Source organism: Agrobacterium sp. P15N1-A, assembly GCF_044626815.1.
Classification (GTDB): domain Bacteria; phylum Pseudomonadota; class Alphaproteobacteria; order Rhizobiales; family Rhizobiaceae; genus Agrobacterium; species Agrobacterium leguminum.
Map to the genome: position 1 here is coordinate 129,684 of NZ_JBIUPF010000004.1, position 22,973 is coordinate 152,656.

Below are 22,973 nucleotides of genomic sequence, written 5' to 3' on the forward strand. Positions count from 1 at the left end.
TGATCAATCCATCTGGAGAGATGTTTTCTGCCGCCACTTCGCGAGTCTGGGCAAAAGCAGCGGAACGAGAAGAACAGCGGCGGCCATCCCCCACAGGGTGACGGAAATCGGGCTCGACCAGAGGATGGCGACGTCTCCGGCAGAAAGAGACAGGGCCCGCCGCAGGCTTTGCTCCAGTATCTTGCCGAGCACGAGACCGAGGATGAGCGGCGCCATCGGCACGCCGAGACGGCGCAGAACATACCCACCAACCCCGAGGGCCACCATCAGCACAAGGTCAAAAGTCGTGGACTTGCCCGAATAGACACCAATCGCGCTGACGACGACGATGAACGGCACGAGTACCCAGGCCGGAACCGAAAGCATCCTGGCGAAAACACCGACGAGCGGAATGTTGATCGCCAGAAGGATGAAGTTGCCGATGAAGAGCGAAGCGATAAGGCCCCAGACCAGGTCAGGCTGCGAACGGAAAAGCGCCGGGCCCGGTGTCAGGTTATAAAGCGTCAGAACGCCAAGCATGATCGCCGTCGTACCGGAACTGGGGATGCCAAGCGTGAGCATGGGAATGAAATTGGAATTGGAAGCGCTGTTGTTGGCTGCCTCAACGGATGCGAGGCCGCGCATGTCGCCCTGACCGAAACGGCTGCCCTCGGGATCGTTCTTTTCAACCACGCGCTTTTCTGTCGTATAGGCAAGTGCGGAAGCGACCGTACCTCCGGCACCCGGCAGAATGCCCACGAAGAACCCGATCAGCGATCCGCGAAGCGCAGCCATATTGGTGAAACGCATCTCGGCCCGATTGAAGAGCGAGCGACCCAATTGCTCGATACGAACGGTCATGCCCCCGTGCATGGTGTCGAGCATGATCAGCAACTCACTGATCGCGAACAGACCAATGACGACAGTGGCGAACTGGACACCATCGACCAGATTTGGCGAGCCGAAGGTGTAGCGATAGACCCCGGAGTTGGCATCGATGCCGATCGTGGAGATCGCGAGGCCCAGCCCAATCGCAAGCATCGCCTTCACCGGCTGATCGGTAAGAAGGCCCGTCAGGCAGGCGAAAGCGAATACCATGAGGGCGACATATTCGACCGGTCCGAATGCCAGTGCCCATGTCGCAAGAATTGGAGCGGCAACCACGATGCCCAAAGTCGCGATTGCCGAGCCGACAAAGGAGGTCCAGGCCGAGAGGGAGAGCGCGATCCCGGCTTTCCCCTGGCGCGCAAGCGGATACCCCTCCAGAGCAGTCATCACCGCCGAAGCTTCGCCGGGCACGTTCAACAGGATGGCGCTGATCCGGCCTCCATATTCCGAGCCGATATAGATCGCCGCCATCAGGATCAGCGACCCCTCCGGAGGCAATCCGAGGGCAAATACCACCGGCACAAGCATCGCGACAGCGTTGATTGGACCCAAGCCGGGAAGAACGCCAACCATCGTCCCGACGACGGCGCCAAGGGCGGCAAGAAGGAGGTTGGCAGGCGAAAGAGCAACCCCAAATCCATGCATGAGATAGTTGAAAGTATCCATCAGACGATGCCTCCGAATGGACCAGCAGGAAGAACAACCTCCAGAAGCTGGTCGAAGAGCAAATACGACGAAACGGCCAGCACAACGCCCGTCAGCGCGCCCTGCCACCATTTGGCTCCGAAGATCATCGCAATCGGGATCATGAAGATCGTGGTCGCGATCACGAAACCAAGCGATTGGAAGAGAAGGGCATATCCGGCAAGACAGCCAGACAGGGCGGCGATGGCAGCGATGGGTCCCGCCGGCTCGGCGGCGGATTTACCCGGCTTCAGAAGCAGGATGACACCACAGAGCCCGATCATCGCTGCCGCGATGATCGGAAATGCGCGGGGTCCAACCGGTTCATAAGCAAAGGGTGCCTGCAACCCGTATCCGAACATGAGCATGATCGCTGCGACCGCAATTGCGGTCGCTCCCAGAAGACGGTCGGTCATCATTGTTCAGGCCCTTATTTGGTCGTCGCGAGGCCGAAGTCGGCGGCAAGCTCCTTGTAGGCAGCCACCTGCTTCTCAACGAAAGTCTTCGTTGCTTCGCCCGTCATCGGAAGAGGAAACAGGTTGCGCTTCTGAAGCTCGGCGGCGTAATCGGGAGACTGCATGGCCTTGGCGAAGGCATCGGCCCACCACCGGTAGTCCGCCTCGGTGACCTCAGGGCCGACATAGAAGCCGCGCACGATCGGCCACTTGATGTCGAATCCCTGCTCGATGGCAGTGGGCACCGGCGAAAGCTTGCCGGGAAGGCGCTGCTCCGAGAAGATTGCGAGCAACTTCAGCGGCGCGCCGCCATCGATTGCCGCCTGGCTGTCGCCGACGTCGTTCATGCAGATATGGACATGTCCACCCTGAAGGGCGGTCGCACAGTCTCCGCCGCCCTCGAAAGCAACAAAACGCATGGCTTTGTAATCGATACCTGCCGCGCGGGCGGCCATCGCGGCTTTCATCCAGTCCTGGCTGCCGATGGTGCCGCCGGCTCCAATGATGACGGACTTCGGATCCTTCTTGATCGCTGCCATCAGGTCCGTCAGCGACTTGTACTCGCTGCTTTCCTGGACGACGACCGCACCGTAGTCGGTGCCGACGCTTGCAACCCAGCGGACGTCTTTTTCGGAATATGCGCCAAATTTGCCCTGGGCGAGATTCAGAAGCGATCCGGCGGAAAAGGCCACGATGACATTCGGCTCCGCACGGCGCTGTCCGACGATGGCGTTATAGGCGACCGCACCGATACCGCCAGGCATATAGGAAACGCGTATGGGGGACTTCACCGCACCCGATTGCTGAAGCGTCGCCTGCGCAAGCTTGCAGGTAATGTCAAAGCCGGCGCCGGGCTGGGCAGGAGCGATGCATTCGGGATTCTTGGGGTCGGCATGAGCAATCGTCGAAGAAATCGAAAATGCTGTAAGGGAAAGGGCGGCGCCGAGAGCGGCGCGAAATGCGAACGTCATTGATGTTCCTCCAGAAAGTAACGCAGACCTCCTATCTGCGAAGCACCCCGTATATCGCTCTCAAGCTTTCAACTGGCTTTCAGTCGCCAGAGGCAGGTGAATGGAAACCACAAGGCCAGTCCGGTCCTTTCTATTCCGGACCTGCAGCGAACCACCGCTGGCGCGGGCGACGGTCAGCGCAATGGCCAGCCCCAACCCGCTGCCGCTTGCTGCCCGATGTCCGCTGCGGAAGCGTGTTCCCGCATGGGCCAGTTCGTCCTCCTCCATGCCCGGACCTTCGTCCATGATGTCCACAACAACCCATCCATCGTCGCGCAGGAGCTTCATCGTCACCAGGCTGCCCTCGGGCGAATATTTGACCGCATTGTCGAGAACGTTCATCATCGCTTCCTGAAGAAGCCCCTCATTGGCGCGGATGACCAGTCCATCGTCGTGGGCGTCTATCGCGCAGTCCATGCGACGGCTGCGGATTCGGGGCCACAGCATCCTGACGCTCTCGGCTACCGTCTCGGCAACGTTCAGGGAAACCTGCGGATATGTTTCCGTACCCTGGGAGGTCCGGGCCTTGGCGAGCGCGAGAAGCTGGTTCGTCGTTCGGATCGAACGATCCAGGACGTCCTTCGACGACTTCAACGTCATGCGGATTTCATCGGGGTTTGCCTGGTGCAGCGCGTAGTCGATCTGGGTTCGCAAGATCGTCATCGGGGTCCTGAGCTGGTGCGAGGCATCGTCCAGGAACCGCCGTTGCTGTTCCGCCTGCTCGACATTCCTCTCCATCAGCCGATTCATCGCCTCCACGGCCGGGCGAACCTCCTTTGGTAGATCGGCGATCTCGAGCGGCCTTAGATCGTCGGGTTCGCGGGCATCGATCGCCTCCCGCAGCCTGTTGAGCGGTTTCAGCGCCATGAAGACGCCGATGCCGATAAGCATTCCCAGAACCACCACGACGAGAACGTCACGAAGGATGGCACGGAAGATCAACTCATTCTGGAACATGGTGCGCGACAGTTTCGTCTCGGCCACCTGAATGGTGATCTGTGTCCCGTCCGGCTTAACGGGATCGAGCGGCCGGCTGAGTGCTCCGACGCGTATTGCCTCGCCGAAATAGTCGCCGTCATGGAAGCGAAGCTCCCCCGGCAGGAGGTTCGGGGTTTCTGGCAGGAGGACATCGCCGATCTGGACGAGGCCGTCGCTCGTGGACACGTTGAAATAGACCTTCCCCTGCGCCGTCAGCTGGAAGAACTCGAAGAGATTGTAAGGAAGCTCAACCCCGATACCCCCGCTTTCCGTGGAAATGTTTGCATCGATCGCCCTGACTGCCCCCGCAAGCGATCGATCATAGGCGCTATCGGCCATTTCCTGAACGGTCGTCGCACTGAACCAAAGCGTGGACGCCATTGCCAGAATGATTGCCGGCACAATCCAGAGACCGAGCGTGAGGGCGAGCGGACGTCCGGGCTTGCCGGACCTTCCAGCGCTGCTCATGCCGCGCCCGCTTCGAGCACGTATCCCAGTCCGCGCACTGTTCTGATCTGAACCGAGTTCGAAAGCTTCTTCCGCAATCGATGCGCGATGACCTCGATTGCCTCCAGTTGGATATCGGCATCATAGGAGAACATCCGGTCGACAATCTTCTGCTTCGACATGGGTTCGCCCGCATGTTGCACGAGGATACGAAGGAGCGAGTGCTCACGAGGCGTCAGGTCGAGCGGATCGCCACACAGGGTGAAGCGCTGCTCGGCCGAATAATAGGTAAGGCCACCGCAGGAAAAGGTGCCCACATTGCGCCCATGGGCTCGGCGCACCAGCGCTACCAGCCGAGCCTCCAGTTCCTCGATCGCGAACGGCTTGGCCAGAAAATCATCCGCGCCTTCGTGAAGCGTGCCTATTCGTTCGCTGAGGGTATCTTGAGCGGTCAGGATGAGAGCCGGAGTATTGTCGCCGCGTACTCTCATAGCGGAGAGAACGGCGCGTCCGCCCATCTTCGGCAGCCCCAGGTCCAGAATGACGGCGTCGAACTCCTCCTGGCGAAGCCGCTGGTCGGCAGCCGTTCCGTCATCTGCCCAGTCGATCATGAACTCGTAGCGCTGCTTCAGCGCCTTTATCAGCCACTGTGCCAGCTCCGCATCGTCTTCGACCAGCAGTAGTTTCAAATGTAAACCTCCGCTTACATGGCATCATGACCAGCTTCGGCGCAAGATGAACCAAATCATCGTCTGCCTGAAACCGTGACCGATCATCGTTTCTCGCTGATATACAGATAACGATCTACGACAATTTCGCTTTCCCCAAGCCGTTTCTGATAAATTTCCTTTCTGTCATGCACCCGTTCCGCAACCCTTTGCGAAGGGATGTTTTCGGGCCTGGTGATGCTGACCACTCTGCGCAAACCAAGGTTGTGAAAGGCATAGTCGCGGCAGGCGATGGCCGCTTCGGTTGCCAGACCCTTGCCCCAGAAACCGCGCCAGAGATGATACCCTATTTCCGCTTCAAGGCCCGCAGGGGTCCTCTGCAGCGTAATTCCACAATCGCCGATGACCTCTTCCGAGACCGGATCGACGACAGCCCAAAGACCGAAGCCATGCCGGCTATAACTATCGAAAGCCAGTTCCTGAAACCAGGCGAGGGTTTGCGCAGGTGACTTGGTGCTGGGATAAAACTGCATGCAGTCCGGGTCAGCGTAAATCCGGCTCAATGCGGCCAGATCAGCACTCTCGACTTTCCGCAGATGTAATCGTCTGGTCCTTATGATGATCGACACGCGAACCCCTCCAGCGCCGTGCCGCACCCTGCCCCCATCCCGTTATGAAAGCAACACCGCCCCTCCTTTCGTCATTCTCGGTTCGGTGGAGGGCCTGGCAGAGAAATTCACACGACCTTCCGGACCGGCATGGCCTCTCCGGAAGGTCGATTTGCTGTATAATCCCCTTGGCTGCAAGCCTATACCGCCACCGGGGTAATCCAGCGCGGATCGGTGCTCTCGGCGCTGTCCACCACCGCCTCCACGAAGGCCACGCCCTTCAGACCGTCATAGGCAAGCGGAATGTTGCGGCCAATCGCACCCGGTTCGCGCCCAGCCTTGCGGGCACGGATGGCTTCCGCGAAACCGACATAGAGGTTGGCGAAGGCCTCCAGATATCCCTCCGGGTGGCCGGGCGGAGTACGGGTTCGAACCTTCGCATCTTCGGAAAGATCGTCCGCGCCCCGCTTGATGGTCTGCACACGCCCGTTAAGCGGCGTATAGACGAGTTCGTTCGGCTGTTCCTGAAACCATTGCAGCGAACCGGTCGCGCCGAAAACCCGCAGACGCACGCCGTTGGAATTGCCGAGCGCCACCTGCGACGACCACAGGAGCCCCCGCGCGCCGCCCTCATAACGCATCATCACATGGGCATTGTCATCCAGCGCCCGCCCCGCCACGAAAGTGGCGAGATCGGCGGTGAGCGACTGTAGTTTCAGCCCGGTCACGAAGCCAGCCAGATGATAGGCATGGGTGCCGATATCGCCGATGGAGCCGCCGCGGCCGTTCTTCTTCGGGTCGGTGCGCCATGCCGCCTGGGCATTGCCCTGCTGTTCGATGGCCGTCGCCATCCATTCCAGCGGATATTCCACCTGCACGGTGCGAACCTCGCCGATCTCACCCGCCGCGACGCGCGCACGCGCTTCGTGCACCATCGGATAGCCGGAATAGGTGTAGGTCACCCCAACGAAGCGGCCGCTTTCCCGCGACAGTTTTTCCAGCGCGATGGCGTCTTCCAGCGTCGCGGTCAGGGGTTTTTCGCAGATCACGTCGAAACCTGCCTCGATCAGCGCCTTCGCGATCGGATAGTGGGTGAAATTCGGTGTGCAGATTGCAACCGCATCGACACGATCCTCACGGGCAGCTTCGCCGGTAATCAGCTCCTGATAGCTGCCATAGCTGCGGGCCGGGTCAAGCCCTTCATTGATCGCAAAGGCGCGGCCCCTTTCGGGATCGGCATCGAAGGCACCGGCCACAAGCACCCATTTGCCGTCAAGGCGTGCGGCAAGACGGTGGATATTGCCGATATAGGCTCCCTGGCCGCCGCCGATCATGCCCAGACGAAGTGGTCTTTCGATAGTCATTGTTCCTCCAGCCCCAGCATGGCGCGGTTGGCATTGCGGTTCGCGCCGGATTTGACGAAATCGTCAAAGGCGCGGTCCGAAACACGGATGATGTGATCGGCGATGAAACGCGCGCCTTCAGACGCCCCGTCCTCGGGGTTCTTGACGAAACATTCCCACTCCAGCACCGCCCAGCCATCAAAGCCGTAGGTGGTGAGCTTGGTGAAGATCGCCCCGAAATCAACCTGCCCGTCGCCGGGGCTGCGGAAGCGGCCGGCCCTTTTGGACCATGGCTGATAACCGCCATAGGCGCCTGATTTTCCGTCTGGACGAAACTCGGCATCCTTGACGTGGAAGGTTTTTATCCGCTCGTGGTAATGGTCGATGAAGGCGAGATAATCCATTCCCTGCAGAACGAGATGCGAGGGATCATACATCAGGTTCGCCCGGGGATGTTCCTTGACCTTGTCGAGAAACATCTCCCAGCTGTGGCCGTCATGCAGGTCTTCGCTGGGATGGATTTCATAGCAGACATCCACGCCATGGGCGTCGAAGTCGTCGAGGATCGGTGTCCAGCGGCGCGCAAGCTCGTCAAAGCCTTCTTCCACCAGCCCTTCCGGCCATTGCGGATAGGGATAAAGATAGGGCCATAAAAGTGCCCCGGGGAAGGTCACATGGCGGTCGATGCCGAGGCGCTTTGAGGCGCGGGCGGCAAAGCGCAGTTGTTCCTCGGCCCATGCCCGACGCTTTGCGGGATTGCCGCGCACATGCTCCGGCGCAAAACTGTCCATGATCGCGTCATGGGCAGGGTGCACCGCCACAAGCTGCCCGGTAATGTGGGAGGCAAGTTCGGTGATCTCCAGCCCATGCTCGCCGAGCATGCCCTTCAGATCATCACAATAGGCATCGCTTTCCGCTGCCTGTTTCATGTCGATCAGACGCGTATCCCAGGTGGGAATCTGCACGCCCTTGAAGCCCTTGGCCGAGGCCCACGCCGCCAGCGAGGCAAGCGAATTATAGGGCGCATCATCGGCCGCGAACTGCGCCAGAAAGACACCTGGCCCCTTGATGGTCCGCATTATCTTATTCCTCCAGCTTTTTCGCCGGCACAGGCGCGTCGTCGTAACCGCCATAGACCGACTGATCGAAGGGGATCACGGCGCCCGTCATCATGCCACTGTCGTCGGAGGACATCCAAAGGATGGCGCGGGCCACTTCGAGCGGATCGAGGATGCGCCCGAACGGCTTGGCCGCCGCCGCGCGGTCGATGAAATCGGGATCGCCGGTCTCGGAAAGGACAAGCTTGCGCTCGTGATCGGAATTCATCCAGCCGATGTCGAGCTGGTTCACATGGATACGATGACGCATCAGCGAAAAGCCGGCATGGCGGGTGACGGTGGCAAGCGCACCCTTGGACGCCGCATAGGGCGCAAGGAAAGGCTGGCCTGTCAGACCCGACATTGATCCGACATTAACGACACGACCCTCGATACCCTCGCGGATCATCACCTTTGCCGCATCCTGAATGAGAAAGAATGGCGCACGCGTATTGACCGCAAACATCCGGTCGAAAAGCTCGGGCGTCGTGTTGAGCATATTGCCGCGATCCGTCAGGCCCGCCGCGTTAACGAGGATATCGACCCGACCAAAGCGTTTGTCCGTCGCCGGAATGATGCTGCGGACATCATCGATATCGCCGAGATCGGCCGCCACCATCTCAACCGGCACGCCGGATTTCTGCGTGATGGCATCCGCGACAGCCTGTCCTTTTTCCACACCGCGCCCGACGATGACGATCCCCGCCGCGCCCGCCTGCGCAAACACCTGCGCAACCGCTGCACCCAGACCCTGGGTTCCGCCGGTAATAACGGCGATCTTTCCTTCAATACGGTTCATTTCACGACCTCATATCCAACGGCGTCCATCACGCGCAGCAATTCCCTGTGCCCCTTGCGGGCCATGTCCAGCGGCGGGTTCCTGATCGGGTCCTGCTCCGCCTCGACCACGAACCAGCCCTCGTAACCTTTCGACGCCAGCGCCTTGACGATTGCCCCGAAATCCAGGCTGCCATCACCCGGCACGGTAAAGGCGCCCTTGATGACGGCATCGAGGAAACTCTCCCGGCTCCTGTCCAGCCCATCGACAACCTCACGCCGGATATCCTTGGTGTGGACATGGGTAATGCGCGCATGGTGGTTTTCGATGACACGCATGACATCGCCGCCCGCAAAGGCCATGTGCCCGGCATCGAACAGCAGGGGCACGGAGGAGTGCTTCATGAAGAGATCAAGTTCCGGCTCGGCCTCCACCACCGCCGCCATATGGTGATGGTAGGAAATCGGCATGCCCTTCGCCGCACACCAGTCGGCAAAGTCGGACATCTTGCGGCCATAGGCCGCCATGCCGGCCTCGTCGAGCCGGGGCTTCGTGGCAAGCGGTGCGGAGCGCACGCCCTGAATGGAGCGCGCCGTTTCACCATAAACCATGCAGGGCGCACCGGCGGCGATGAAGAATTCCATCTGCTGCGCGATGCGGTCTTTCTCCGCCTCGATATCACCATCCAGCAGCAGGCCGGAAAACCAGCCGCCACATACCGATATGCCGTAACGGTCGAGGATCGGCCCGAGCTCCGCCATATCCATCGGAAACCGGCGCCCGGTCTCCATTCCGGTAAAGCCGGCTTCGCTTGCCTGCCGCAGGCATTCCTGAAGGCTCACATCATCGGAAAGCTCGGCAAGATCGTCATTCCACCAGGCGATCGGCGCGATACCAAGTCTTGCTTTCATCTCAGACCCCCACTCGCTGCGCCTGGCGGATGTTTTCCTGCGCGGCGCGGGCGGCACGCACTGTCTCGAAACTGGAGACGGAGGGAACACCGACATCCCAGTCGGCATCGCCCGGCACCCATTTCCAGGCATCGGAAACGATGGAGATGACAGTCACGCCATCATTGCCCTGCGCCCAGATCATCGCGTCTTCAAGATCGGCAAGGCTTTCGGCCCTGCGCGCATGGGCGCCCATGGCTTCCGCATGTTTGACGAAATCGACATGCAGCGGATTTTCCCTGTCCCTGACGCGGCAATCTGCCAGCAGATTGTTGAAGCCGGGAACGCCCTTGGCCTGCTGCAGACGGTTGATGACGGCATAGCCGCCATTATCGCAGACCACCACGATCATCCGGTGCCCGGTAAGCGCGGCTGAATAGATATCCGAGTTCATCATCATATAGGTGCCGTCCCCCAGCATGACGATTGGAACGCCGCCGGTACCGCCCGGCCCTTCCTGCGCCATGGAGCAGCCCCAGCCGGCGGCGATTTCATAACCCATGCAGGAAAACCCGAATTCGCAATCGAATGTATTGGGGTTCTTGACCCGCCAGCCCTTGGTCACCTCGCCCGGCGTTCCGCCCGCCGCAGCAATCAGCGTATCTTCCGGACGGGCGACCCGGTTCAGGACGCCGACCACCTGCGCATAGGAAGGAACCGGCGCATTGGAGACACGCTGGTGCTCGTCCAGCAGCTTGTCCCATTCGGCGAACAGTGTTTTGGCCCGCTGCATATGGGCGACATCGGCCTTATAGGGTCCAAGCGCCTGGTCCAGCTCGTCAATGGTCTCGAGCGCATCGCCGACCACGGAAAGCGCCCGGTGCTTGACCGCATCGAAGCGGGCGGCATTGATGGAAATGAACTGCGCCTCGCGGGAGAAAGCCGTCCAGGAACCCGTGGTGAAATCCTGAAGCCGGGTACCGATCGCCAGCACGACATCCGCATCCTTGGCCAGCGCATTCGCCGAGGTTGATCCGACGATGCCGATCGGCCCGGCATGGACCGGATGGTGATGGGTGAGCGCGCCCTTGCCGGCGATGGTTTCGACCACGGGAATGCCGCGCTTTAAAGCGAAATCGGCAAGACGTTCTTCCGCCAGCGAATAACGCACGCCACCGCCGGAAATGATGAGTGGACGTTTCGCCTGCGCCAGCAGCCGGGCGGCAGTCGCCACGGCGTCACGGTCAGGACGCGGCCGAGGAATTTTCCAGACCTTCGGTTCAAAGAAGACTGCCGGATAATCGAAAGCGATTTCCTGCGTATCCTGCGCAAGACCGATAAAGGCCGGGCCGCAATCGGCCGGATCGAGCATGGTGGCGACCGCCTGCGGCAGCGATTGCAGCAATTGTTCCGGCAGCACGATCCTGTCCCAGTAACGCACCACGGATTTGAACGCGTCATTGACGGTGAGGGTCGGATCGCCGAAATGCTCGACCTGCTGCAGAACCGGGTCCGGCAGGCGGCTTGCGAAGGTATCGCCTGCAATGAGGAGAACGGGCAGCCGGTTGGCCATGGCGACGCCGGCGGCGGTCACCATGTTCAACGCCCCCGGCCCGATCGAAGTCGCAGCGACCATGATCTGCCTGCGCCGCTTTGCCTTGGCAAAGCCGATTGCGGCAAGCGCCATGGATTGTTCATTCTGCCCGCGCCAGGTCGGCAACTGGTCCTGCACCGTCTCCAGAGCTTCGGAAAGGCATGTGACATTGCCGTGCCCGAAAATGGCGAACACGCCTGCAAACAGGGGAACGCGCTCTCCGTCGATCTCGGTAAACTGGTTGCACAGGTAACGTATTAGCGCCTGGGCCATGGTCAGGCGTAAGGTCTTCGCGGTCATCTCGCCTCCTCCTGCGGATGGTTGTTGATACGTTTTTGGAATACATATTGACAAATTCTGTACTTTGCAATGATTATTGCCAAATACCTCGGGAGGAAAATTTCAATGTTGAGAATTGCAGTGCTTGGCGTGGGCCGTATCGGCCGCATGCATGCGGAAAACATCGTCGCTCATCCACGCGCGACATTGGCTGGTATCTTTGATGTATACGAGCCCTCGGCGAAAGAAATTGCCGAAAAGCTTGATGTGACACGATTTGAGTCGGCCGAGGCGGTTTTTGCCTCGCCTGAGGTCGACGCCGTGCTGATCGCGACCTCAACGCCCACCCATGCGGATCTGCTGGAAAAGGCGGTTGCCGCCAGAAAACCGGTGCTTTGCGAAAAGCCCATCGATCTCTCCCTCGACCGCGTCAACGCCTGTGCAACAAAAATTGCCGGCAGCGATGTACCGATCATGCTCGGCTTCGTCCGGCGTTTTGACAGCGGACACCGCGCCGTGCGGGAGGCCATCGAAAACGGAACGATCGGCGACCTGCATCAGGTCGTCATCACCTCACGCGACCCCGGCATGGCGCCTGCCGCCTATATCGAAATGTCGGGCGGCATTTTCCGCGACATGACGATCCATGATTTCGACATGGCCCGCTTCATTCTGGGTGAAGAGATCGCCCAAGTCTCCGCCACCGGTTCGCGGCTGGTCGACCCGGCGCTGATGGAAAAATGCGACGACTACGACACCGTAACCGTGGTGCTGAAAACCGCTTCGGGCAAACAATGCACGATCAGCAATTCGCGGCGTGCGGTTTATGGCTACGATCAGCGGGTGGAAGCCTTCGGAAGTGCCGGCATGGCGATTTCCGAAAACCGGACGCTCAATCACCTGCGCCTCCACACCGAAACCGGCACCGACCGGGCAGCACCGCTGATGAACTTCTTCATCGACCGTTATGCCGAAGCCTTCGCAGCGGAAATCAGCGCCTTCGTCGATGCGGTGGAACAGGGCAAGGCACCGGAGGTCGGCTTCGAAGACGGCCGGCTGGCATTGCTTCTGGCCGAAGCGGCGATCCGCTCTGTCGCCGAGGGGCGCACCGTCAACACAAGCGAGATCGGGTAAGCCATGTACGCAAATTTTGGACTTTTCATCAATGGCCACTGGCTTGCCGGTGCCGCAACGGGAGAGGTCGTCTCTCCGGTCACCGGCGCTGTGCTCGGCGAAGTGATGCTTGCCAGCGCCGATCAAACTCGCGATGCGATCGACGCGGCGGCCGCGGCCCTTCCGAAACTGCGCGCCATGGGCGGCTTCGCACGTGCCGAAGCGCTGCACCGGGCAGCCGACGAAATGTTGCGCCGTGCCGATGAGGGCGCGAAGATGATCTCGCTGGAGACCGGCAAACCGATTGCCCAGGCGGGCCGTGAATGGGCGCTTTCCTGCGACCAGTTCCGCTGGTTCGCCGAAGAAGCGCGCCGTGTCTATGGCCGCATCGTCGACAGCCGGGTGCCCGGTGGTCGATTTGAGGTGACCCGCGAAGCAGTCGGCATCGTCGGCGCTTTCACCGCCTGGAATTTTCCGGCCGCCCTTCCGGCCCGCAAGCTTGCCCCGGCGCTCGCCGCCGGATGCCCCGTCGTGCTGCGCCCCTCATCCCAGACGCCGGGTGTCGCCGTGGTGATGGTCGATTGCCTGAGGGCCGCCGGCTTTCCCGATGGCGCCGTCAATCTGGTTGTCGGTTCGACCGCCGATACCTATGGCCCGATCATGGCGGACAAGCGCGTGCGCAAGGTGTCGCTGACCGGCTCCACCCGGGTCGGCCAGCAAATGATCCGTGACGCCGCTGAGACTGTGAAGAAGGTCTCTATGGAACTGGGCGGCAATGCGCCCCTCATCATTTATGACGATGCGGATCTCGACAACGCGCTCGATCTTGCGGTGCCCACCAAATTCGCCAATTGCGGCCAGGTCTGCGTCACGCCGGATCGCATCTTCGTCCACGAGAGCCTGCACGACGCCTTTGTCGATGGTTTCGTGGCCCGCGCAGCGAAGATCAGGCTTGGCGACGGGCTTGATGCCGATACAGGAATGGGTCCGCTCATCAATGCCGGTCGCCTTGAGGACATCGAGGCGGTAGTAGCCGAAGCCGTGCGCGCCGGCGCAAAAATCGCCCATGGCGGCAAACGCCCCTCACACCTGAACCACGGTTTCTTTTTCGAGCCCACCGTGCTGACCGGCGTGACGGACACGATGAAGGTTTTTGCCGAAGAAAATTTCGGTCCGATTGCCGCAATCACCCGCTTCAGCACCGAGGACGAGGTTCTGGAGCGGGCCAACGCCTCCGACATGGGCCTTTCCGCCTATGCCTTCACCCGTTCTCCGGACAGGGCACGGCGAACGGTAGCGGCACTGAAATCCGGCATGGTCGGCATCAACAGCTTCGCGCTCGCCGCATCCGAAGCGCCTTTCGGCGGCACCAACCATTCCGGCATGGGGCGTGAGGGGGGTATCGAGGGGATAAGCGATTATCTCGAAACCAAACTCGCCCAGATCGTCTTTTGAAGACGAATATTCTTTCAGGAGAAAATCATGCGGAAAAACAAATTGAAGGAAATCTGGGCCGAGGGACGTCCGGTGCTGCATGGCTGGCTGTCGATTGCCAGCCCGTTCAGCGCCGAAATCATGGCGGCGCAGGATTATGACGCCATCTCCATCGACATCCAGCACGGCGCGGTCGACTACAAGGACGTGCTCGGCATGTTCCAGGCGATGCGCGCCTCCGACAAGGTGCTGATGGCGCGGGTGCCCTGGCTCGACCCGGCGTGGATATCCAAGGTTCTGGATGCCGGGGCTTATGGCATCATCTGCCCGATGATCAACAACCGGGCGCAGGCCGAGCAATTCGTCCGTTACATGCGCTACCCGCCGCTCGGGGAACGCAGCTTCGGCCCCACCCGCGCCGTTTACGCCGCCGGCGGCAATTATGCCGCGGAAGCCAATGACGAAATCCTCGCATTTGCAATGATCGAAACGGCAGAAGCGATGGACAATCTCGAAGAGATCGCTTCCACCCCCGGCCTCGACGGGATTTATGTCGGCCCCGCCGACCTGAGTTTCTCGCTTTCGAAAGGGCAACTGACACCTGCCTTTGACCGCGAGGAGCCCGAGGTCATCGACGCCATCAAACGCATCCTCGATGCCTGCCACCGCAACGGCATCAAGGCCGCCCTCCATTGCGGCACAGCGGATTACGCGGCACGCGCGGTGGAATGGGGTTTCGACATGACCACCGTATCAGGCGATTCCCGCCTGCTGGCCGCTGCAGCGACGGAATCGACCGCGACCTGGCGCAGGCTGGTGGAAAAGACCGCCAAAAAAACCGATGGCAAAGGGGGGTATTGAATGCCGAACCTTCTCGTGGCCGGAAAACTTCATCCTTCCGGCGAGGCCATGCTGCGTGACCTGCCGGCCCTCGGCTTCTCCGTCCGCTATATCGAAGACGTTTCCGAAGCCTCCTATGCTCCCTTCATCGAAGAAGCGGATGCCATCGTCATTCGCACACAGCCGCTTTCGGCAGCCACCATTGCCAGGGCCGGACGGCTGAAAGTGGTGTCCCGCCATGGGGTGGGTTACGATAGCGTCGATCTTGCCGAACTCAACCGCCGCAACATCGCACTCACCATCGTCGGCGATGTCAATTCCGTGTCCGTCGCCGAACATGCGATGATGCTGCTGCTGGCGGCGGCAAAGCGGGCCATACTCGCCGACCGCGCTGTCCGGGAGGCCGGACAGTGGAGTTGGCGCAACAGGCTGGAGCAGCAGGAAATATCCGGCAAGAACCTGCTCATCCTCGGTTATGGCCGGATCGGGCGGCATCTTGCCAGAATGGCTTCGGGTTTCGGCATGCATATCCGCGCCTACGACCCCTACCTGCTGCAATCAGGATGGCCCGAAGGGCCAACAAGACCCGTATCGCTGGAAGAGGGCCTGCCCTGGGCCGACTATATTTCCGTGCATATTCCCAAAGGGCCAAGCCCGGCAATCGGGGCCGCGGAAATCGCGCTGATGAAACCCGGTGTCGTCCTGTCAAACACGGCCCGTGGCGGTGTCGTTTGTGAAAAGGCGCTCAGCGAAGCGCTTGCCTCGGGTCATGTCGGCGCGGCCGGGCTGGATGTCTTCGACGACGAGCCGCCGGAAGGCTCCTCCCCGCTGCTATCGCAGTTCAACACTGTCCTGTCGCCGCATATTGCCGGGCTTACGACGGAATGCGGGGAGAGGATGGCCATCGCGTCCATCCAGAACGCCGTCAATTATCTGAAAGGGACGATCGATCCCGGCCTCATCGTCAATCCGGAATTTGCCCATGTCTGAAAAACCCGCTCTACGCGTCGGCCTCATCGGCACCGGCTTCATGGGCAAAGCCCACGTCTTCGGTTTCGCCTCTGCCCAGAAGGTCTTCGACCTCCCCTACCGGATCGAATTGCACACCGTTGCCGACATCACCGAAGATGCGGCTTTACGGGCAGCTGCGGATTTCGGCTTTGCCCATTCCACGGCGGACTGGCGCAGCATCATCACCGATCCGGATGTCGACCTCGTCGACATCACCGCGCCGAACGCCCTGCACAAGGAAATGGCGATTGCCGCGATTGCCGCCGGCAAACATGTCTATTGCGAAAAACCGCTGGCGCCGCTTGCTGCGGATGCCGGCGAGATGGCCGCTGCCGCGGCTGCGCGTGGCGTCAAAACACAAGTGGGCTTCAACTATCTCTGCAATCCCATGCTGCGGCTGGCGCGGGAAATGGTGGCGGCAGGCGAACTCGGCAAGATACGCGGTTATCGTGGTCTGCACGCAGAAGATTATATGGCCGACGCCTCCGGCGCCTTCACCTTCCGCCACGACCCGGCCGGCGGCGGTGCACTTGCGGATATCGGCTCTCACGCACTTGCCACAGCCGAATTCCTGCTCGGCCCGATAACCGAAGTGATGGGGGATTGCGTGACGCTGATTGCCGAGCGGCCGGATGGCAAGGGCGGCACACGCAAGGTGGAAGTGGACGATGTGGGGCGCGCCTTCCTGCGTTTTGCCAATGGTGCGCAGGGCTCGGTCGAAGGCAACTGGATCGCCACCGGCCGCAAGATGCAGCATGATTTCGAGATCTACGGCGACAAGGGTGCGCTTTACTTCACACAGGAGCGGTTCAACGAGCTACATTTCTATTCCGCCGCCGATCCAGCCGGCCGCCGTGGCTTCCGCAAAATAGAGGCCTCTCCTGACCACACGCCCTATGGCCGCTTTTGCGTCGCGCCCGGCCATCAACTCGGCTTCAACGACCTGAAAGCCATCGAAATCGAGGGTTATCTCCGGGCGATCGCGGGACAGGCACCAGAGCCTTTCGGCTTCGCTGCCGGCCTGCGCATCCAGCGGCTGGTCGAGACGATCCAGCGCTCGTCATCCGCCCGGCAATGGATGGATGTCGCTGCCTGAAATCCCGGATTAAACGGCGGGCTGCGGACCCTCATGCCTCTTGGAAAACCGCAATAAATATTGCAAGATCATGCCATGAAGCAACAACCGCAGCCCGTCGACCCTCCGAAAGATTACGAAGAACTGATCCGCCTCATCCATGATCGTCATGATCAGATGAGCAAGACCTATCAGCGGATCTCCGTTTATCTGACGCAGAACCCCAATGAAGTCGCCGTGCATTCGGTCAATACCATTGCAGAGCGGCACAACATCCACGCCTCCAGCTTCGTGCGGTTTGCGCAGTCGCTGGGCTACAAGGGGTTCAAGGAGCTGCAGGCGCTGTTCCAGAAACGGCTGGCGACGGCGGCTCCGGGTTTCGAGGCACGCGTGCGCGCGCTCGACGATGAATTGCAAAGCCGCGAGGACCGTTCGGAATACGGTTTCCTTCACGATCTTGTCGTCAGGGATATCGCCTCCCTTCAGGACCTGCTCGAACGCATCAGCGCCGAGCAGCTCGGCACCGCCGCCGATCTGATCGAGGCCGCCGGTACAGTCTATCTCGTCGGCCAGCTGCGCTCCGCACCGGTGGCGGAACTGCTGCGTTACATCCTCACCATGCTCGGCAAGCAATGTATCCTTCTCGATCCCGGCGGCGGGCTCGCCACCCATATGGCGCGAACGATGAAGACCGGTGACGTGCTGATCGCTGTGTCCTTCCGATTTTACGCGACGGAAGTGGTGAATATCGTCGAGGAGGCGGAAAAGATCGGTGTGCCGACCGTGGCGATTTCCGACAGTACCCTGTCGCCGCTGGCAAAATCGGCAAAGGTCCTGTTCTCGGTCCCCGAGCATGATTACAGCTTTTCCCGGTCTCTGGCCGCGCCGATGTGCCTTGCGCAGGCTCTGGCCGTCGCCGTTGCCGCACGGGTTCAGAAGAACGAAACAGCGCCGCGCATTCCGACGGTGACCGGCCTCTAGGCACTCACACTCAAAGCCCTGTGACGCCGTCCCAGATCAGCTTCACCGCCACCAGCGCCACGGACACATAGGTCAGTGGATAAAAGATCGAGGCGCGCATGTGGCGCACCGTCCAGGCGCCAAGCCATGTGGAGACGATCGCCAGCGGCACCATCAGGGCGGCGCGGCCGAGATTTTGCGCGCCGAAGCCGCCAAGAGCCGCATAAGGCACGAGCTTCAACACATTGGTAATGGCAAAGAACATCACATTGGTGCCGGTGAAAACCTTCGGGTCCATGCGAAGCGGCAGCAGGTAGACCTGCAGCGGCGGCGAACCCGCATGGGCGACGAAACTGGTGTAACCCGCAAGCAGGCTCCAGAAGCGTCCCGCCATCGGCCGCTCCTTCGCAACCGTCACCAGGACGCCCCTTGAAAGCACGACGCGCAGCACGAACACGGCCGAGACAAGGCCGACGATCAGGCGCACCACGGCATCCGAGGTGATCTCGGCGGTCATCCATCCAAGCCCGATGCCGAAAACGGCTGCCGGCAGAAGCTGGCGCATGATCCGCCAGTCGACCCATTTGCGCCAGGCGGCCACGCCGACCATGTCCATGACCACCAGAATGGGCAGCAGGATGGCCGCCGCCGTGACCGGCGACATCACCAGCGCCATCAGCGGCACGCCAAGCAGGCTCATGCCGCCGAGCCCGCCCTTGGAAAGCCCGACCAGCACGACGGCAAGCACGGTGACGCCCAGTTCCAGAGGAGAGTTGAAAAGGTTCAAGTGCATCTCCTCAGCATTGCCGCCGGCACCCCTGCCGGGGCACCGCGCGCATGGATATCAGCCCTTCCTGAGCCGGGCTTTTTGACGGTAGACATCAGCGACGACCGCGCTGACGATGATCAGTCCCTTGACGATCTCCTGATAGTAAGCATCCACACGCAGGAATGTGAAGCCCGACATCATCAGACCGAGGATCACCGTTCCGATAACGGTGCCGAAAATGCGCCCCCGCCCGCCGGAAAGGGATGTGCCGCCGATGACCGCCGCAGCGATGGCGTCGAGTTCATACATCATGCCCATACCGGCCTGCGCCGTTTCCGCACGGGCAGCGGTGACGATGCCGGCGAGGCCAGCGAGCAGGCCGGCAATGGCATAGACCTTGACCAGATGCAGCTGGACATTGATGCCCGACACGCGGGCCGCCTGCATGTTCGCGCCGATCGCATAAGTGAACTTGCCATAACGCGTATAGCGCAGGGCAATGTGGAAGGTGACGGCGACGAGCAGGAAGATGACGACAGGCCATGCGCCCGAGCCGATCGACGCGAAGCTCTCGGTCGGGAAGGAGATCGGTTGCCCCTTCGTATACCACTTGGCGATGCCGCGCGCAGTCACCATCATGCCCAGCGTGGCGATGAAGGGCGGTATTCCCGTCACCGCGATGAGCATGCCGTTAACGATGCCGGCAATCAGGCCGAGACCGAGGCCGACGGCCAGCGGCACCACCACGGGCATATCGGTGAGCGCCGGATAGATCGCCCGGGCGAAATCGCTGCTTTGCGCAAAACTCATGGCGATCATGGCCGTCATCGCCACCACCGAGCCCGAACTGAGGTCAATGCCGCCGGTGATGATGACCTGAGTGACCCCGACGGCGATGATGCCGACGACGGAGACCTGCAGGATCATGATCGTCAGGCGCTGCGGGCTGCCGAGAAAGCTCTGCCCCTGCACGAACCAGCCGAGCAACTCAAACACAAGTGCGACGCCGATCAGCACGGTCAGAATATTCAGTTCCTGCGGCAGCTTGCGCCTTTTCCGTTCGACCGGTTCGGTCTGTACGCTATCCATGATTTTTCCTCCCCGGCGTTACCGCCGTCGCAGCCTCAGCGGGCCGCCAGTTCCATGATTTTGACTTGGTCCGCTTCGGCGCGATCGAGAATCCCGGTCATATGCCCCTCATGCATCACGACAATCCGGTCGGACATGCCGAGAACCTCCGGCAGTTCCGACGAGATCATGATGACGGCGACACCTTCCTTCGCCAGACTGGAAATCAGGCGATGGATTTCCGCCTTGGCGCCGACATCGATGCCGCGCGTCGGTTCGTCGAGGATGAGGATTGCCGGTTTCGTCAGAAGCCAGCGGGCGATCAGCACCTTCTGCTGGTTGCCGCCGGACAGGTTTTCGATCCGCTCGTCGAGATCGGGCGTCTTGATGCGCAGTGCCTTCTTCATGTCGTTGCACAGCACCGTCAAACCGCGTTCATCGACATAACCCATCGCGGCATGGCCATTCTGGAGGGCCGCGATCTGCATGTTTTCGAGGATCGAGAGCGGTAGAAAACAGCCGGTTGCCTTGCGGTCTTCCGTCAGCAGCGCCATGCCCCTGCGCATCGCATCCCCCGGCGAGTGGATCGTGACTGGGGCGCCGTTGATGCGGATGGTCCCTTCGCTCGCCGGCACCACCCCGAAAATCGCTTCGGCGACGTTGGAACGGCCGGATCCCACCAGCCCCGCCACGCCGAGGATTTCGCCACGATGCAGATCGAAGGAAATACCACGGAAAACGCCGGACAAGCCGAGATCGCGGACCTCGAGAACCACGTCGCCGATCGATGCCTCCTGCTTGGGAAACATGTTGGTGATCTCGCGGCCGACCATCATTTTTATGATGTCGTCGCGCGTGACATCGGTGCTCGCATGGGTTCCGACATATCGCCCGTCGCGGAACACCGAAAACTCGTCGGCGATCTCGAACAGTTCATTCATCTTGTGGGTGATGTAGACGATGCCGATATTGCGCGCCCGCAGGTCGCGGATGATATCGAAAAGATGCGCGACCTCGGACTCCGTCAGCGCCGATGTCGGCTCGTCCATGATGAGCACGCTGGACTGGTAGCTGACGGCCTTGGCGATTTCGACCATCTGCCGCTGCGCCACCGTCAGCGTGCTGACCTCCGCCGCCGGATCGATATTGATCTTCAGCTGGTTAAACAGCGCCTTTGTCTCAGCAAACATTTGCGCATGATCTATGAGGCCAAGACGGTTTTTCGGTTCGCGGCGGATCCAGATATTTTCCGCCACCGTCATCCAGTCCATCAGGGCCAGTTCCTGATGGATCATGGCGATGCCGCGCTCCAGCGCATCGCGCGGACTTTTGAGGCGAACCTCTTCCCCCCGCAGCCGAACGGTGCCGGCATCCGGGCTGTAAATTCCGGCGATGATCTTCATGAGCGTCGACTTGCCCGCGCCGTTTTCGCCCATCAGCGCATGCACGGAACCGGGACGCAGCCGGAACTGGACGTCATCCAGTGCAACGACGCCCGGAAACTCCTTCCGCACCCCCTCGATTTCGAGAAGATAAGGTCCAATAGTCTGCTTGAAGCGTTCGATCGCCTCTAAGGTGGTCGTGGAAATCATATCTCACCCGTCCTTCATCCGGCCATCGGCCGGGCCATGATTTGCCGTGCCGGCGACCGGGGGAAACGCCCGGCCGCCGGCTGCAAATCAGTTGCTGGACTTGTATTGAGCGACATTGGCGGGGGTGACGAGTTCGAAGGGCACATCCACCTTCTGCTCGAATTTTTCGCCGCGCGCGATTTTCAGTACGGTCTCGAGCGACCCTTCGCCCTGGCCCTTGGCGGACTGATAGACCGTGACGTCGAGATCACCCGCTTCCATGGCCGCCAGCGCATCCTGCGTCGCATCGACACCGGCAACGACGACGTCTTTCATGCTGATGCCGGAGGATTTCAGCGCCTGGATTGCGCCGAGCGCCATCTCGTCATTATTGCCGAGCACGATGCTGGGCTTCATTCCGGATGTGATCCAGTTCGCCATCAAATCCATGGCCGGAGTGCGCATCCAGTTCGCGGTCTGTGCGTCCAGCACCTTGATGCCCTTGCAGGCATCGCTTTTGAGGACGCGTTCCGCGGCAGCAGTACGGCCGCGCTGGCCCGTGGTGCCGAGCTGGCCCATCAGAATGACGGCCTCGCCCTTGCCGCCGGCAAGCTTGCAAACCTCGGTCGCCTGCAATTCACCGGCCTGTTCCTCATTGGAGCCGACCCATGCCTGCTTTTCCGGGAATTTTTCCATATTGGCCGGAAGCATGTTCACGAAGACCAGCGGAATGCCCGCCTGATCGGCGATCTTCGACATGGCCTTGCCGGAATCCGCATCCACCAGCATGGTGATGATGCCATCGACCCCGGCCGCCACGAAGTTTTCGATCTGCGACTGCTGGCGGGCGATATCGCCCTGCGCATCTTCCATCTGGACTTCAACGCCGAGGTCCTTGGCGTGGCGCTGGATATTGTGACGCAATACGGTGAGATAATTATCGTCGAACAGCGACATCGCCACGCCAATTTTTTCGGCATGGGCGGCACTTGCCATCAGGGCGCAGAATGCGGTTGTGATTGCGATTTTTTTGATCACGAGATTTTCTCCTCCTCTTTTTCCCGCACGTGACGAATGTGTGCGACCATCCAAACCGGCGCTTCCCGGCCATCTCCAGGGCATGACTTCGCCTTGACGGATGCAGCAGCACAATCCGCCTCGAGCGAGGTCATGTCCTTTCGATCAGCCGAAACGGCAGCACCGTTTGCGCGCAGCTTCAATGCTGCGCCCGTCTCTCCCATGCGGCCGGCATTTTCCGGCTGCAGTTTCAACATAACGGGATGGAACTGGATTCGCAACAAAAATTGCAGAATTTTTATACGGCAATAAAATTTCCAGAATTTCACTCGCAGACCCAAGGCCATGAGGGGCGCCAGTACCCGGTGCCACGGCTTCGCGGGCCGAAACCGCGCGACTATGTTCCTTTTGAACAAG

At 60.8% G+C, this 22,973-nt stretch carries 22 protein-coding genes; 6 read left to right on the forward strand and 16 right to left on the reverse strand.

What is annotated here, in order from left to right; all coding sequences use genetic code 11:
* Positions 1–3: 3 nt before the first annotated feature.
* The 11 genes from ACIK7D_RS15670 to iolD form a co-directional block, all read right to left on the reverse strand.
* Positions 4–1,533 carry a tripartite tricarboxylate transporter permease gene (locus ACIK7D_RS15670; RefSeq protein ID WP_080854349.1) on the reverse strand — a complete coding sequence of 510 codons (1,530 nt, stop codon included), beginning with the start codon at positions 1,531–1,533 and terminating at the stop codon, positions 4–6.
* Positions 1,533–1,967 (reverse strand): tripartite tricarboxylate transporter TctB family protein, encoded by a 435-nt coding sequence (locus ACIK7D_RS15675; protein ID WP_400156747.1) that lies wholly within the window; start codon positions 1,965–1,967, stop codon positions 1,533–1,535. Before ACIK7D_RS15675 ends, ACIK7D_RS15670 begins: the two co-directional genes overlap by 1 nt.
* A gap of 14 nt (positions 1,968–1,981) precedes the next feature.
* Positions 1,982–2,977, reverse strand: a complete 996-nt coding sequence (locus tag ACIK7D_RS15680) for a Bug family tripartite tricarboxylate transporter substrate binding protein (protein WP_400156748.1) — start codon at positions 2,975–2,977, stop codon at positions 1,982–1,984.
* 60 nt (positions 2,978–3,037) lie between these two features.
* On the reverse strand, positions 3,038–4,462 hold the full coding sequence (locus ACIK7D_RS15685) for a sensor histidine kinase (protein WP_400156749.1): 1,425 nt from the start codon (positions 4,460–4,462) through the stop codon (positions 3,038–3,040).
* Positions 4,459–5,130 carry a response regulator gene (locus ACIK7D_RS15690; RefSeq protein ID WP_400156750.1) on the reverse strand — a complete coding sequence of 224 codons (672 nt, stop codon included), beginning with the start codon at positions 5,128–5,130 and terminating at the stop codon, positions 4,459–4,461. The genes ACIK7D_RS15685 and ACIK7D_RS15690 overlap by 4 nt, the downstream gene beginning before the upstream one ends.
* Positions 5,131–5,213: 83 nt before the next feature.
* Positions 5,214–5,738 carry a GNAT family N-acetyltransferase gene (locus tag ACIK7D_RS15695; protein ID WP_400156751.1) on the reverse strand — a complete coding sequence of 175 codons (525 nt, stop codon included), beginning with the start codon at positions 5,736–5,738 and terminating at the stop codon, positions 5,214–5,216.
* Positions 5,739–5,917: 179 nt separating this feature from the next.
* Positions 5,918–7,081: a Gfo/Idh/MocA family protein gene (locus ACIK7D_RS15700; protein ID WP_400156752.1), complete on the reverse strand. Its 1,164-nt coding sequence runs from the start codon at positions 7,079–7,081 to the stop codon at positions 5,918–5,920.
* Positions 7,078–8,139: a sugar phosphate isomerase/epimerase family protein gene (locus ACIK7D_RS15705; RefSeq protein WP_400156753.1), complete on the reverse strand. Its 1,062-nt coding sequence runs from the start codon at positions 8,137–8,139 to the stop codon at positions 7,078–7,080. Before ACIK7D_RS15705 ends, ACIK7D_RS15700 begins: the two co-directional genes overlap by 4 nt.
* Before the next feature lie 4 nt (positions 8,140–8,143).
* Positions 8,144–8,956: an SDR family oxidoreductase gene (locus ACIK7D_RS15710; protein WP_065117434.1), complete on the reverse strand. Its 813-nt coding sequence runs from the start codon at positions 8,954–8,956 to the stop codon at positions 8,144–8,146.
* On the reverse strand, positions 8,953–9,846 hold the full coding sequence (gene iolE / locus ACIK7D_RS15715; RefSeq protein ID WP_400156754.1) for a myo-inosose-2 dehydratase: 894 nt from the start codon (positions 9,844–9,846) through the stop codon (positions 8,953–8,955). Before iolE ends, ACIK7D_RS15710 begins: the two co-directional genes overlap by 4 nt.
* A gap of 1 nt (position 9,847) precedes the next feature.
* Positions 9,848–11,719, reverse strand: a complete 1,872-nt coding sequence (gene iolD / locus ACIK7D_RS15720; protein WP_400156755.1) for a 3D-(3,5/4)-trihydroxycyclohexane-1,2-dione acylhydrolase (decyclizing) — start codon at positions 11,717–11,719, stop codon at positions 9,848–9,850.
* 105 nt (positions 11,720–11,824) lie between these two features.
* Between iolD and iolG the strand changes: the two genes are divergently transcribed.
* From iolG to ACIK7D_RS15750, 6 genes are all read left to right on the forward strand, one after another.
* Positions 11,825–12,832: an inositol 2-dehydrogenase gene (iolG, locus tag ACIK7D_RS15725; RefSeq protein WP_400156756.1), complete on the forward strand. Its 1,008-nt coding sequence runs from the start codon at positions 11,825–11,827 to the stop codon at positions 12,830–12,832.
* Between the two features lie 3 nt (positions 12,833–12,835).
* Positions 12,836–14,266, forward strand: coding sequence for an NAD-dependent succinate-semialdehyde dehydrogenase (locus tag ACIK7D_RS15730; RefSeq protein WP_400156757.1), 1,431 nt, complete (start codon positions 12,836–12,838; stop codon positions 14,264–14,266).
* 27 nt (positions 14,267–14,293) lie between these two features.
* Positions 14,294–15,106, forward strand: coding sequence for an HpcH/HpaI aldolase/citrate lyase family protein (locus tag ACIK7D_RS15735; RefSeq protein ID WP_127755588.1), 813 nt, complete (start codon positions 14,294–14,296; stop codon positions 15,104–15,106).
* Positions 15,107–16,075 carry a hydroxyacid dehydrogenase gene (locus ACIK7D_RS15740; protein ID WP_400156758.1) on the forward strand — a complete coding sequence of 323 codons (969 nt, stop codon included), beginning with the start codon at positions 15,107–15,109 and terminating at the stop codon, positions 16,073–16,075. It abuts the gene before it with no gap.
* Complete coding sequence (locus ACIK7D_RS15745) at positions 16,068–17,192, forward strand: Gfo/Idh/MocA family protein (RefSeq protein ID WP_400156759.1); 1,125 nt, start codon at positions 16,068–16,070, stop codon at positions 17,190–17,192. The genes ACIK7D_RS15740 and ACIK7D_RS15745 overlap by 8 nt, the downstream gene beginning before the upstream one ends.
* 75 nt (positions 17,193–17,267) lie before the next feature.
* The gene (locus tag ACIK7D_RS15750; protein ID WP_080819437.1) at positions 17,268–18,152 is read left to right on the forward strand and encodes a MurR/RpiR family transcriptional regulator; all 885 of its coding nucleotides are present in this window, start codon (positions 17,268–17,270) and stop codon (positions 18,150–18,152) included.
* A 10-nt stretch (positions 18,153–18,162) separates the two neighbouring features.
* On the opposite strand, the gene ACIK7D_RS15755 is transcribed toward ACIK7D_RS15750, so the two are convergent.
* The 5 genes from ACIK7D_RS15755 to ACIK7D_RS15775 all read right to left on the reverse strand — a co-directional run bounded on the left by ACIK7D_RS15755 (position 18,163) and on the right by ACIK7D_RS15775 (position 22,903).
* On the reverse strand, positions 18,163–18,918 hold the full coding sequence (locus ACIK7D_RS15755; RefSeq protein ID WP_400156760.1) for a sulfite exporter TauE/SafE family protein: 756 nt from the start codon (positions 18,916–18,918) through the stop codon (positions 18,163–18,165).
* Between the two features lie 57 nt (positions 18,919–18,975).
* Entirely contained in the window at positions 18,976–19,989 is a 1,014-nt protein-coding gene (locus ACIK7D_RS15760; protein ID WP_046799878.1) for an ABC transporter permease, read from the reverse strand.
* A 35-nt stretch (positions 19,990–20,024) separates the two neighbouring features.
* On the reverse strand, positions 20,025–21,560 hold the full coding sequence (locus ACIK7D_RS15765) for a sugar ABC transporter ATP-binding protein (RefSeq protein ID WP_400156761.1): 1,536 nt from the start codon (positions 21,558–21,560) through the stop codon (positions 20,025–20,027).
* An 87-nt stretch (positions 21,561–21,647) separates the two neighbouring features.
* Positions 21,648–22,574: a sugar ABC transporter substrate-binding protein gene (locus ACIK7D_RS15770; protein WP_162936128.1), complete on the reverse strand. Its 927-nt coding sequence runs from the start codon at positions 22,572–22,574 to the stop codon at positions 21,648–21,650.
* The gene (locus ACIK7D_RS15775; RefSeq protein ID WP_400156762.1) at positions 22,574–22,903 is read right to left on the reverse strand and encodes a hypothetical protein; all 330 of its coding nucleotides are present in this window, start codon (positions 22,901–22,903) and stop codon (positions 22,574–22,576) included. Before ACIK7D_RS15775 ends, ACIK7D_RS15770 begins: the two co-directional genes overlap by 1 nt.
* Between the last annotated feature and the right edge of the window lie 70 nt (positions 22,904–22,973).

Excerpts from the sequence above, each read along its gene's own strand:
- ACIK7D_RS15670 (WP_080854349.1), bottom strand. The coding sequence starts at position 1,533 with ATGGATACTTTCAACTATCTCATGCATGGATTTGGGGTTGCTCTTTCG.
- ACIK7D_RS15675 (WP_400156747.1), bottom strand. The coding sequence starts at position 1,967 with ATGACCGACCGTCTTCTGGGAGCGACCGCAATTGCGGTCGCAGCGATC.
- ACIK7D_RS15680 (WP_400156748.1), bottom strand. The coding sequence starts at position 2,977 with ATGACGTTCGCATTTCGCGCCGCTCTCGGCGCCGCCCTTTCCCTTACA.
- ACIK7D_RS15685 (WP_400156749.1), bottom strand. The coding sequence starts at position 4,462 with ATGAGCAGCGCTGGAAGGTCCGGCAAGCCCGGACGTCCGCTCGCCCTC.
- ACIK7D_RS15700 (WP_400156752.1), bottom strand. The coding sequence starts at position 7,081 with ATGACTATCGAAAGACCACTTCGTCTGGGCATGATCGGCGGCGGCCAG.
- ACIK7D_RS15705 (WP_400156753.1), bottom strand. The coding sequence starts at position 8,139 with ATGCGGACCATCAAGGGGCCAGGTGTCTTTCTGGCGCAGTTCGCGGCC.
- ACIK7D_RS15710 (WP_065117434.1), bottom strand. The coding sequence starts at position 8,956 with ATGAACCGTATTGAAGGAAAGATCGCCGTTATTACCGGCGGAACCCAG.
- iolE (WP_400156754.1), bottom strand. The coding sequence starts at position 9,846 with ATGAAAGCAAGACTTGGTATCGCGCCGATCGCCTGGTGGAATGACGAT.
- iolD (WP_400156755.1), bottom strand. The coding sequence starts at position 11,719 with ATGACCGCGAAGACCTTACGCCTGACCATGGCCCAGGCGCTAATACGT.
- iolG (WP_400156756.1), top strand. The coding sequence starts at position 11,825 with ATGTTGAGAATTGCAGTGCTTGGCGTGGGCCGTATCGGCCGCATGCAT.
- ACIK7D_RS15730 (WP_400156757.1), top strand. The coding sequence starts at position 12,836 with ATGTACGCAAATTTTGGACTTTTCATCAATGGCCACTGGCTTGCCGGT.
- ACIK7D_RS15735 (WP_127755588.1), top strand. The coding sequence starts at position 14,294 with ATGCGGAAAAACAAATTGAAGGAAATCTGGGCCGAGGGACGTCCGGTG.
- ACIK7D_RS15740 (WP_400156758.1), top strand. The coding sequence starts at position 15,107 with ATGCCGAACCTTCTCGTGGCCGGAAAACTTCATCCTTCCGGCGAGGCC.
- ACIK7D_RS15745 (WP_400156759.1), top strand. The coding sequence starts at position 16,068 with ATGTCTGAAAAACCCGCTCTACGCGTCGGCCTCATCGGCACCGGCTTC.
- ACIK7D_RS15750 (WP_080819437.1), top strand. The coding sequence starts at position 17,268 with ATGAAGCAACAACCGCAGCCCGTCGACCCTCCGAAAGATTACGAAGAA.
- ACIK7D_RS15760 (WP_046799878.1), bottom strand. The coding sequence starts at position 19,989 with ATGGATAGCGTACAGACCGAACCGGTCGAACGGAAAAGGCGCAAGCTG.
- ACIK7D_RS15765 (WP_400156761.1), bottom strand. The coding sequence starts at position 21,560 with ATGATTTCCACGACCACCTTAGAGGCGATCGAACGCTTCAAGCAGACT.
- ACIK7D_RS15775 (WP_400156762.1), bottom strand. The coding sequence starts at position 22,903 with ATGGCCTTGGGTCTGCGAGTGAAATTCTGGAAATTTTATTGCCGTATA.